Annotated in this window: 9 protein-coding genes; 5 read left to right on the forward strand and 4 right to left on the reverse strand. The window is 44.0% G+C overall.

Annotated features, from left to right (window positions below; translation table 11 throughout):
- The first annotated feature begins 399 nt into the window (after positions 1-399).
- From BSQ33_RS00490 to nspC, 3 genes are all read left to right on the forward strand, one after another.
- Positions 400-3,288: a pyridoxal phosphate-dependent class III aminotransferase gene (locus BSQ33_RS00490; RefSeq protein ID WP_088132882.1), complete on the forward strand. Its 2,889-nt coding sequence runs from the start codon at positions 400-402 to the stop codon at positions 3,286-3,288.
- A gap of 16 nt (positions 3,289-3,304) precedes the next feature.
- Positions 3,305-4,549: a carboxynorspermidine synthase gene (locus tag BSQ33_RS00495; protein ID WP_088132883.1), complete on the forward strand. Its 1,245-nt coding sequence runs from the start codon at positions 3,305-3,307 to the stop codon at positions 4,547-4,549.
- Between the two features lie 203 nt (positions 4,550-4,752).
- Positions 4,753-5,886: a carboxynorspermidine decarboxylase gene (gene nspC, locus BSQ33_RS00500; protein WP_088132885.1), complete on the forward strand. Its 1,134-nt coding sequence runs from the start codon at positions 4,753-4,755 to the stop codon at positions 5,884-5,886.
- 110 nt (positions 5,887-5,996) lie between these two features.
- On the opposite strand, the gene BSQ33_RS00505 is transcribed toward nspC, so the two are convergent.
- Together BSQ33_RS00505 and BSQ33_RS00510 are read right to left on the reverse strand one after the other, a co-directional pair.
- The gene (locus tag BSQ33_RS00505) at positions 5,997-7,604 is read right to left on the reverse strand and encodes a methyl-accepting chemotaxis protein (protein ID WP_021020384.1); all 1,608 of its coding nucleotides are present in this window, start codon (positions 7,602-7,604) and stop codon (positions 5,997-5,999) included.
- A gap of 231 nt (positions 7,605-7,835) precedes the next feature.
- Complete coding sequence (locus BSQ33_RS00510; RefSeq protein WP_021020383.1) at positions 7,836-8,360, reverse strand: glycine cleavage system protein R; 525 nt, start codon at positions 8,358-8,360, stop codon at positions 7,836-7,838.
- A gap of 291 nt (positions 8,361-8,651) precedes the next feature.
- Between BSQ33_RS00510 and BSQ33_RS00515 the strand changes: the two genes are divergently transcribed.
- Both BSQ33_RS00515 and BSQ33_RS00520 read left to right on the forward strand, forming a co-directional pair.
- Entirely contained in the window at positions 8,652-9,887 is a 1,236-nt protein-coding gene (locus BSQ33_RS00515) for a CinA family nicotinamide mononucleotide deamidase-related protein (RefSeq protein ID WP_088132887.1), read from the forward strand.
- A gap of 272 nt (positions 9,888-10,159) precedes the next feature.
- Positions 10,160-10,438, forward strand: a complete 279-nt coding sequence (locus BSQ33_RS00520) for a hypothetical protein (RefSeq protein WP_021020381.1) — start codon at positions 10,160-10,162, stop codon at positions 10,436-10,438.
- 56 nt (positions 10,439-10,494) lie between these two features.
- Here BSQ33_RS00520 and yfaE read toward each other — a convergent pair whose 3' ends face one another.
- Both yfaE and nrdB read right to left on the reverse strand, forming a co-directional pair.
- Positions 10,495-10,776, reverse strand: coding sequence for a class I ribonucleotide reductase maintenance protein YfaE (yfaE, locus tag BSQ33_RS00525; RefSeq protein ID WP_088132888.1), 282 nt, complete (start codon positions 10,774-10,776; stop codon positions 10,495-10,497).
- Positions 10,777-10,778: 2 nt separating this feature from the next.
- Complete coding sequence (nrdB, locus tag BSQ33_RS00530; RefSeq protein ID WP_021020379.1) at positions 10,779-11,912, reverse strand: class Ia ribonucleoside-diphosphate reductase subunit beta; 1,134 nt, start codon at positions 11,910-11,912, stop codon at positions 10,779-10,781.
- Positions 11,913-11,952 lie beyond the last annotated feature (40 nt).

The raw sequence follows: 11,952 nt of genomic DNA on the forward strand, positions 1-11,952 counted from the left end.
CTCGGAGTGAATAGCACTTTCTGGGGGATACGCGTAGTGAACATTCAGGCTGATTGTGTCATTACGTAGGGTAGGTATCAGCAAGTCCTTTTGTTGATAGACGGGATACTCTAGTCGTGGGAGCGGCATCAAAATGGGAAACCCAACATTGAAACCATATATATTATCTTCATTAATCAGCTTTGTTCTTCCTCAGTGCCCTGTCCAGCAGGACAGTAGCATTACTGAACCTTGATACCCAGCAATCGCTGATTTTCCACTTTATTTATTGTGTCTCTAAACACGTCTGTCGTATATATCCAATTGTCCAGATGATGTAGGAGGCCGGTTGCTATTACCCATCCTTATTATTGATATTTTTATTCCTTAACGATGGGCGTTTTTCCTGAGGAGGCGCAGATGAGTACTGCCTTTGAAGTCAATCAAAATATTTCACCTATTTTTTCATCACAAGTACCTGACGTAAAAGGCGTTTATGATTTAACACCGGATCAGGTCCTCTTAGATCAAGAGAAGTACGAATCTGAAGTTCGTTCCTATCCCCGGCGTTTGCCCATTGCGATCAAACAAGCTTATGGTCTTCTGGTTGAAGATACGCGCGGTCAGGTTTTTCTCGACTGTCTTGCCGGTGCCGGAACTTTGGTGCTTGGATATAATCATCCGGAAATCAATCAGGCATTAAAAGAGCAGTTAGATACCGGATTGCCTTATCAAACGCTGGATATGACCACACCAGCGAAAGATCATTTCATTAAGCAGGTTCGGGCATTTCTCCCTGAAGAGCTTGGCGCAAACTGTGCGATTCAGTTCTGTGGCCCTTCCGGTGCCGATGCCGTAGAAGCTGCGATTAAGCTCGCCAAACAAACGACAGGCCGTAATACCATGTTTGCGTTCCGTGGTGCGTACCATGGTATGACCAACGGGACGATGGGGATGATGGGTAATTTGAATACCAAAGCCCGTCGGACTGGTTTGATGTCTGATGTCCATTTCATGCCGTTTCCTTATCACATCCGCTGTCCGTTTGGTCTTGGTGGCGAAGAGGGTGCGCGTGCCGGTATTCGTTACATTGAGCGTCTATTGGGTGATGATGAAGCTGGCATCATGAAGCCGGCGGGAATCATTGTCGAACCCGTTCAAGGGGAAGGGGGTGTCGTTCCTGCGCCTGCATTCTGGCTTCGTGAACTTCGTCGTATTTGTGATGAGCACGGTATCCTACTGATTTTTGATGAAGTGCAGTGTGGTGTCGGTAAAACCGGCTACAACTTTGCATTTGAAGAAGCCGGTATTATTCCTGATATTCTCTGTTTGTCCAAAGCGATTGGCGGTGGCTTGCCAATGTCGCTGCTCGTCTTTAAAAAAGAAGTCGACACATGGCGTGCCGGTGAGCATACCGGGACATTCCGTGGTAACCAGTTGGCAATGGTCTCCGGCGCGAAAGCGCTTGAAATTATTCAGCGAGATAACTTAGTCGAACATGCCAATATTGCCGGCCAATATCTACGGATGGGGCTGGAGAAAATTCAAAGCCGTGTGAACTGTATTGCAGATGTTCGTGGTAAAGGATTGATGCTGGGCGTCGAAATCAAGGATCCGCAAGGCGGCCTGAATAAATTCGGTGAACCACAAGCCGATGGTGAGCTGACACTCAGAATTCAACGTGCGGCTTTAGAAAGAGGCCTGATGGTTGAAAAAGGCGGCCGTGAAGGCGCGGTGATCCGTTTCTTGCCACCGATTATTATTTCTTACGAACAAATTGATTTTGCACTGCGTGTATTAGAAGAAGCGATCTTAGTTGCCGGTGGTGGTGAGAAGTCACCTGAAGCATCCAGTCAGGTTGAATGGAAAAAGCATTTTATTCAGACTGGGGCTCAGGGAAGTGAGCAATTTGCCAAGGTCATGAATCATACCACAGCGGCAATGAAATCGATTTTTGAAGCGGTTCAGGCACCTTATTCTGGTGTGGATCCTGCTCAATTGGAGCAAGCGATTTATGCCGTCGACTTAGATCATAAAAATGCGCTGCTGACGGATGTGATTTCTGATACAGCAAAACGAGTTGGTGCTAACTCAATCATTGTTCAGCATCCGAACTGTATTGCACATTTGCATACACCACCGTTGTTAGCTTCTGTTGCAGCAGAGTCGATGATCGGTGCATTGAATCAGTCTATGGACTCTTGGGATCAGTCATCGGCGGCAACTTATGTTGAACAGTGTGTGACAGATTGGTTGTGTACCAAGTTCCGGTTAGGCGATTCATCTGACGGTGTCTTTACCAGTGGTGGTACGCAAAGTAATCAAATGGGCTTGCAACTGGCACGTGATTGGATTGCGGACAAGCTAAGCGGACACTCGATTCAGAAACTGGGTTTGCCTGATTATGCCGATAAATTACGGATTGTCTGTTCTGCGAATGCGCACTTCACTGTGCAAAAGGCAGCCTCTTGGATGGGATTGGGTGAGAAAGCGGTATTGACGGTTGACTCTCTGCCAAACGGGACAATGGATGCTGCTAAACTTGCGGGTGTAATTGAGCAAGCGAAGGCTGATGGTTTGATTCCGTTTGCAGTGGTTGGAACGGCCGGAACGACGGATCACGGTGCCATTGACGATTTAAGCATGATTGCAGATGTCGCTGAGCAACATGACTTATGGATGCACGTTGATAGTGCCTATGGCGGTGCGTTGATCCTGAGTCGTCATGCCGATCGTTTAAATGGTATTGAACGTGCCCGTTCGATTACGGTTGATTTTCATAAATTATTTTATCAAACAATTAGTTGTGGTGCATTTTTAGTCAATAATAAATCAGATTTTAAATATCTGTTGCACCATGCTGATTATCTGAACAGAGAACATGACACATTGCCGAATTTGGTTGATAAATCATTGTCAACGACTCGACGTTTTGATGCGTTAAAAGTCTACATGACTATGCAAAGTGTCGGACCGGTTGCGCTGGGAGAAATGTACGACCATTTAATCCAGCAGACACAGCAAGTCGCGCAATTGATTGATGATGCTCCGGGATGTGAATTGCTATCTCAGCCATCATTATCTACGGTTTTATTCCGTGCGGTGCATCCTGCGGCCACTGATCTCAATGCATTGAATCAGCAGGTGCGTCTTGAAGCGTTAACTCGCGGTGTCGCTGTACTTGGTGAAACGGTAGTGGACGGTCAAACCGCTTTGAAACTGACCATTTTGAACCCGTGTTTAGACATCAACGATTTCGAATCGTTAATGGAGAAGATCACACAGTTAACTCATGAATTAGTCGGATAATTAAGGTAATAGGACAATGTCAATTTTACAAATTGGAGCAGGAGGTGTTGGTTGGGTTGTTGCGCATAAGGCAGCTCAGAACAACGATATTTTAGGTGATATTACGATTGCATCTCGGACCATCGCAAAGTGCGAAAAGATTATTGAGTCGGTACGTCGTAAAGGAAACCTGAAAAACGCGCAAAAGAAGTTAGAAGCTCGTGAAGTGAACGCAGACGACATTGACGCGTTAGTTGCGTTGATTCATGAGGTTCAGCCTGATTTAGTGATCAATGTTGGCCCTCCATGGGTCAATATCCATATCATGGAAGCCTGTTATCGGGCGAAAGTGTCCTATTTGGATACGTCGGTTGCTGTTGATCTCTGCTCTGAAGGTCAGCAGGTGCCAGAAGCCTACGATTGGCAATGGGGATACCGTGACAAGTTCAAAGAAGCTGGTATCACCGGTATTCTCGGTGCTGGTTTTGACCCTGGTGTGGTCAGTATATTTGCAGCCTATGCCGTGAAACATCTTTTCGATGACATTGATAGTATTGACGTCATGGATGTTAATGCAGGCGATCACGGCAAGAAATTTGCGACGAATTTTGATCCTGAAACCAATATGTTAGAAATTCAGGGTGATTCATTTTACTGGGATGACAATGAGTGGAAGCAGGTCGGTTGCCATACGCGAATGCATGAGTTCGATTTTCCGGTAGTCGGTAAACATAAAGTTTACTCAATGGCTCACGATGAAGTGCGTTCCATGAAAGAATTCATTCCGGCAAAACGTATCGAATTTTGGATGGGATTTGGTGATCGTTATCTGAATTACTTTAATGTGATGCGTGATATCGGTTTATTAAGCCCTGATCCGGTGACTTTACCTGACGGCCGCGAAGTTCAGCCTCTGCATGTCCTCAAAGCATTATTACCGGATCCGACTTCTTTGGCTCCGGGGTATACCGGGAAAACCTGTATCGGGACTTGGGTTCAAGGGCAAAAAGACGGGAAAGCGCGCAGTGTTTTCTTATATAACATCGCGGACCATGAAGTCGCTTATCATGATGTTGAGCATCAGGCGATTTCTTATACGACAGGTGTGCCTGCCATTACAGCAGCGATTCAGTTCTTCCGTAAGCAATGGGCTGAGCCCGGTGTTTTCAATATGGAACAGTTGGATCCGGATCCGTTCCTCGAAACCATGCCAAGCATCGGTTTGGATTGGGATATGCAGGAACTCGATGTTGCTCAGCCAGACATCCAAATTCTGAAATAATTGATATGTCGTTCGTCGAACTGACGATAATGACACATATGAAACAGCCGTAGCATGGGATGCTATGGCTGTTTTTTAACCTATCCCGCACAGGATGGGGTCTCAATGAAATGCTGTGTGGTGTTATTGATGCCACGAAGCCATGATAAGAGATAAACGTCCACAGATGTGCAGGGTAAACATGATCAATCGGTAAATGAGTCATGCAAAAAAGTGAATTAAAAACACCTTATTTTATGATTGACGAATCTAAATTGATTCACAATCTTGAAATTGCCAAACAACTTAAAGATATTTCCGGTGTGAAATTAGTGCTTGCTCTCAAGTGTTTTTCCACATGGGGTGTGTTTGATATTATCAAACCGTATCTGGATGGTACGACAAGCTCAGGTCCTTATGAAGTCAGGCTGGGTCATGAAACATTTGGTGGTGAGACGCATGCTTATAGCGTTGGTTATAGTGAAGATGATGTCAAAGCAGTCGCAGATATCTGCGACAAAATGATTTTTAATTCGCAGTCTCAATTAGCAGCGTATCGTCATCTGGTTGAAGGAAAAGCATCGTTAGGACTGCGTTTGAATCCCGGTGTGAGTTATGCCGGTCAGGATTTAGCGAATCCGGCTCGGCAGTTCTCTCGGTTAGGCGTTCAGGCCGATCATCTTGATCCGAGCGTGTTTGAATCTATTGATGGTGTGATGTTCCACATGAACTGTGAGAATAAAGATGTTGATGCATTCATCCGTCTTTTAGATGCGATTTCAACACAGTTCGGTGCTCATCTGGATCAACTCGATTGGGTTAGCCTTGGTGGCGGCGTATTTTTTACCTGGCCGGGCTATGATGTTGAAAAACTCGGAATGGCTTTAAAAGCATTTGCTGAGAAACACAGTGTCCAGTTATATCTTGAGCCGGGAGAAGCGATTATCACGCGTACAACCGATCTGGTCGTGTCCGTGGTAGATATTGTTGAAAATGAGATTAAAACAGCGATTGTCGACTCTGCAACAGAAGCGCATCGCTTGGATACCTTGATCTACAATGAACCTGCGTCAGTGTACGAGAGCAACCCGAATGGCGACCATGAATATGTGATCGGGTCTTGCTCATGTTTGGCTGGCGACCAATTTTGTATCGCGAAATTCGATCAACCGCTTGAGATTGGCCAGAAACTCCATTTAATGGATAGTGCCGGGTATACCATGGTGAAGCTCAACTGGTTTAATGGGTTGCGGATGCCTTCAGTCTATTGTGAACGCCTCAATGGGGAAGTTCAAAAACTCAATGAATTTGACTACGCTGATTTTAAACGTTCACTATCTCAGTGGTCAGTGCAATAAATAAACCAGAAGAATAAAATATTCGATGGCATAAAAAATCCCCCAATGGTTGCATATCAATCATTGGGGGATTTTGGGTTTGATTGCCTGTTGTGGCATATCGCAAGGGGTTACAGTTTGAACATCATCAGTTTGTCATCTAATTGCTGAGACATATTGGCTAATCGCTCACTTTCTTTGGCAAGCGTTGTTGCTGATTCTGACATTTCCTGAGCCGAATCATTGATACCAGAAATGTTGCGGTTCATCTCTTCTGCAACAGCACTTTGTTCTTCAGCAGCCGTTGCAATTTGTGCTGACTTATCACTGATGTGCTGAATATGCGTGACAATCAATTTTAAGTCACTACCGGAACCTTCTGCACGCTGAACACTATTGTAAGCCAGCTCTTGACTCTTCTGCATGGCATCAGCAGTACTGACCGCCAATTGTTGCAGCCGATTAATGGTGCTTTGAATTTCTTCTGTAGACTGATTGGTACGACTGGCCAGATTACGGACTTCATCAGCAACGACTGCGAATCCACGTCCTTGTTCTCCCGCTCGGGCTGCTTCTATCGCGGCATTCAATGCCAGTAGGTTCGTTTGCTCGGAAATACCGCTAATCACAGAAGTCACTTCGCTGATTTCCATAACGCCTTCTTTGAGTTTATTGACCCGATCAGAAGCCACCTCCAGTTCTTGAGAGAGGGACTTGATACTTTCAACACTCGATGAGACGTCCTGATCACCCATTCCAGCTTCTTGACTTGCTTCTGCGGTGTCCTTGGCGGTTGATTCGGCGTGGTTGGCAACATCTGCGACGGTTGCACTCATCTCGTTCATTGCTGTTGCGATTTGGGTCAATTGATCTTTCTGGGAGCTAACGGCTTGACTGGTATCTTCAGCGGATGAGGCAATTCGATTCGCTGCTTCAGATAGCTGTTTGGCTGACTTGACTGATTCATATAAGGCAGTCCGAATCGAACTGATGGTCTCATTAATACGTTGGGCAAGAATACCGATTTCATCTTTGCCAATGATGGGAATCTCAACGGTCATATCACCATTAACAATATGATACATCGTATTTTTAATTGTCTCTAACGGAACGATAATGGCCCGAGAAATCACGATACCGAGTAAAACCATACCAGCAACAATAAGGAGTGTTGATAATCCCATTTTGATCAGTAATGAATTCATTTCATGATCAATATCAGAAACGAGCATTCCCGAGCCGATAATCCAACCCCAAGGCTCATAACTATTGAGATAGGAAAGCTTATCGGTTAACTTGCCATTGAGATCTTCAAAACGGTAAAGAACCATATCACCGCCTTTTTTCTGACCCGCTTCGACAAAGTCGAACCAGCGTTTATCTTCTGGGTTATTGGCTTGTCCCATCTGCTTACCATCCAACTCTGGTTTTATCGGGTGGGAGATGATATAGCGTGATTTATTTAACGTGAATAAATAATTATCCCCGTCAAAGCGAGTTGCGTTCAGTAATGTTTTTGCTTGTTTTTGTGCTTCTTCTTTAGGAAGGGTTTTATCAAGATAAGCTATTTGAGAAATGACGGACTCAATGACAGCAGAAAGGCGTTGTTTTTTTTCATTGAGTAAGTTCCTTTCTAATGTTTGATTGGCAATCACGAGTAATATAACAAAACCGACAATAGCGACTAAAACCAGGCAGGCTAGTTTTCGGCTGACTTTCATATTTCTTAGCATTGACATGACGTTTACCTCGAAGCACCCACAATAGATACTTTTGTATTATTATTCCAACAATCTTACCCACTATTATATTTTATAATGGTCCATACAACTATGTCCGCAATAATAAGCGGTTAATTTGCTGATTAGATCATAGAAATATGTAATTGACAATATTGTTTTTTGCGACTTAGGTTTTGTTTTGGGAATACAATGATAAGTGTTTTCATATGTTTATAGCGTTACAACACATTAATGCACTGAGGAACTATCAATCAGAACTTGGGTATCTTCACTCAGTGATTCCAGCTCACTAATAACATCATCGATGAGTAATGTCTCGGGTAAACGAAGGGAGATATGTGCCGTAAATAAACTGGAGTTGACACCGCAACTGTCAGAAATAAATATACGCTGGCAGTTCATGTCTAATACTCTGATTCGCTGACTATCAAGTAGGTGAGTGATTTCATTCACAATGCCTGCTCTATCATTCGCGTCTATACGCAAATTATATTCTTTTTTTCGTTCAGTATCGTGCGGCTCGCAATCGGTAATCATCGTCGACAAGTTTGGTTGTGACAGAAAAGCGTCTTTGATATACATAGCAGTCTCTTCTGGAGCGGATATTTTGATCAATGCGGCGACGCGGTTTTCTAAGTAGTTGATTTTACTTGTTATCCATTGCCCTCCATTTTCATGGGTAATTGCAGCGAGATGATGGATATCCGCTGGTGCAGCATCACCGATGAAGCTGACAATAAATAGGTGATTCATCCGGTTTCTCCTTACCAAGTTTACGGGCTGATACTATTATCTTAGGCTGAGGCGACGTGGTTAGCTGAAAGTTTTACAATTTTGTTAATTAGATCGGATCTTTCGCGCGAGGGAGATAGAATGAGTGGTTGAACGGCTATCAGTTTGAAATCAAAGCAAATGGGGCAGAGAATAAAAAGTTTTTTCCTATTGTGTATTGTATGATGTAAAGAAGTAAGTTTGTGGGCTAGGGAATAAGGGAAGCACCTCTTTCGTACCTAGGGGATTTGGATGGAATAAAAGGTTTTAGTTATGCTAAAAGTTGCGATGCTTAGTACCGGTGAAGAAGTACTCCATGGTGATATTCAGGATACGAATGCAACATGGTTGTCCAGCCTCTTTTTTGAACAAGGCTATCCACTGACGAAGCGTTCAACCGCTGGCGATAACCGTCAGATGTTGCGTGATGAAATACTGATGTTGGCTTTAAATTCAGACATTTTGATCGTCAATGGTGGTTTAGGACCAACCAGCGACGATTTGTCTGCTGAAGTTGCAGCAGAAGCCGCTGAGCAGCAGTTAGTGTTATTTCCAGACTGGCTTGACGTAATGAAAGCTCGTTTCGCTCAGCGTAATTTGGTCATGTCTGACAGTAATATTAAGCAAGCGATGTTGCCGGAACATGCAACGATTTTGGATAACCCCATTGGCACCGCTTGTGGATTTAAAGTGGAAATTCATGGTTGCCTTTGTTATTTCACTCCGGGTGTCCCGTCAGAGTTTCAAAAAATGATCAGTGAGCAAGTGTTGCCTGATTTAAAGCAACAGTTTTCTGATTCCTCTGATCTCGTTTGTCATCGTTTATACACACTGGGTTCATCCGAGTCTGTTTTAGAAGACTTACTCCATCAGGTTGAATTGCCAGATGAATATCTACTGGGATTTCGTGCTTACCTTCCTTTTATTGAAGTCAAATTGTTCGGGCCTTCGGGGCAGGACAATGAAATGTACCGTTTAATGGAAGAAATTTTTACCCATGTGTCCGAGTGGACCGTCAGCATTGATCAGCCGATGCTTGCCCAGCTTTCACAAGTGATGTACGACAGCGGGAAAACGCTGGCGATTGCTGAACAGTCAACACGCGGCTGGTTGGTGGATTGGCTGTTTAGTGATGATACGATCTTTGAACAATGTGGGAGTAGTTGGGTGTTGAGTCCGCAAGTCTCTGAGAAGATGTCTGCTCAAGATCAGGTTTCTGCCGTATTGGCACTCGCCAGTGCGACCAAAGAGAAAAGTGAGACGGAAATTGCGCTTGTGACAGGAGAGTTTCGCGAGGATGGTTTTACACTGGCGTTATCGGCCTCTGAAGGGGAGTGGGCACAGCAGCTAAAATTCAAACGAGATTATCGCGCCGATGAGCGAAAAATTTTGATCGGCACGATTGCCGCAGATATGTTATTGCGTTACTTATCTTCAAAACCAGTCTTTGGCAAGTATTCATCAACGTTATCAGAAAAACAGATTTATATTCCGGCAACATCCTTATAAATCAAATCATTAGGTTGAAGCGTGTCATTTTTCTCCGGTGTGTATACCCCCTCTAATCATATTAGTCATCACATTTGATAGGGGGTAATACTTTGAATTGCCACCTTATAATTTCAAAGAAAATCTGATTATTCTTTATGCGTAAATTGTCTAATGTTTAATCCGATGATTTCTTAAGTGTTTCCTTATTCCCTCAAAAATGGTTATACCCAAGAGTGTCCTATCCACGCTAAACTGAAATCTCGTAAAACGGAGACGGCAGGAGGCTGATCATGCAAAGTCATTCAAAGATTCTTGTTTGGTATAAAGTTGCAAGTCAACAAGTTGTTTTGGGGGAAGCATATCAGGATATGAGTGACAGACTGGTTTCGCTTTGGTTAGATACACCGACAGAAAGCGATTTGATGGGTGATTTGGGCTATTATATCTCACTGTTTGGTGATGATGGACGTAAGATTGCTGATAAAGCAATTTCAATGTTGACTGCTGATCAGCTATTGGGAAAAGCACAACGGCTCGCTGACGCAGGGAAGACTGAGGCACGGCTATAGCGACTAAAAATTAGCCATAGCCGTGTGATAAACATCAGATGAATGATGGTAATCGGCTAGGCTCTCTTCACTTTATGCTCGTAATGAACATCCTGAAGTTCTACCGATTGACTACTTGCCCGGCAAATACAAGGTAAGATCTCGTCAGACTGAGTATATGCGAGCGCAAACCCTACATATTCAACTTCCCCGGCAGATAGCTTACATCGACAGGCACCACAGTGCCCGTCTCTACAATTATATTCAATATTCAGCCCTGCATTCTCCATGGCCTCGAGTAATGTCTCGGAGCCATTGGATTCAATGGTAAGGGTCTGATTGATTTTGATGGTTGACATTATTACAGCTCAAAGCCTTCAAAGTCATCAAGGTTCACTTGGTTATCAATCTGGCCGACCAGATATGAGCTGATTTCGGCTTCCTGAGGGGCAACCTGAACATTGTCTGAAGATAACCAAGCATTAATCCAAGGGATCGGGTTATTGACAGCTTCCGGATAAGCCACGTCCAGCCCGACAGCTTGCATACGAATATTGGTTATATACTCGACATATTGACAGAGGATATCTTTGTTCAGACCAATCATTGAGCCATCTTTGAACAGATATTCCGCCCATTCTTTCTCTTGCTCAGCGGCAGTCTTAAACAAGTCGAAACATTCTTGCTTACACTCTTCTGCAATCTGAATGAACGAAAAGTCATCCTGACCATTGCGCAGGAGATTCAACATATGTTGTGTGCCGGTCAGGTGCAGCGCTTCATCACGAGCAATCAGCTTAATAATTTTGGCATTCCCTTCCATGAGCTCTCGCTCAGCAAAGGCAAAAGAGCAGGCAAAGCTGACGTAAAAACGAATCGCTTCAAGTGCGTTGACTGACATCAGACACAAATAGAGCTTTTTCTTTAACTCATGGAGGCTGACAACAACAGTCTGATGGTTGATCTCATGCTTGCCTTCACCATAACGGTGATAGTCGTTGGTCAGTTTGATCAATTCATCATAATAATGGGCAATATCACCGGCCCGTTTAATAATGTGTTCATTTTCAACAATATCATCGAAAACGGTAGCAGGATCATTGACGATATTACGAATAATATGTGTGTATGACCGAGAGTGAATGGTTTCAGAGAAAGACCAGGTCTCAATCCATGTCTCCAATTCAGGCAGTGACACTAAAGGAAGCAGTGCCACGTTTGGACTGCGCCCCTGAATAGAATCGAGCAGCGTCTGGTATTTCAGATTAGAGATGAAAATATGCTTTTCATGCTCGGGCAGATTGTTGTAGTTGATTCGATCTGTCGAGACATCGACTTCTTCGGGACGCCAGAAGAAAGAGAGCTGTTTCTCGATTAATTTTTCGAAGATCTCATATTTTTGTTGGTCATAACGTGCCACGTTTACAGGTTGACCAAGAAACATCGGTTCTTTGAGCTGGTTGTTCTTTTTTTGTGTAAAAGTGCTGTAAGCCATAGTTGCCTCAATCTGTTTCACCCTCTCGTTGAGAGAGGGT

The organism is Vibrio gazogenes, from assembly GCF_002196515.1.
Classification (GTDB): domain Bacteria; phylum Pseudomonadota; class Gammaproteobacteria; order Enterobacterales; family Vibrionaceae; genus Vibrio; species Vibrio gazogenes_A.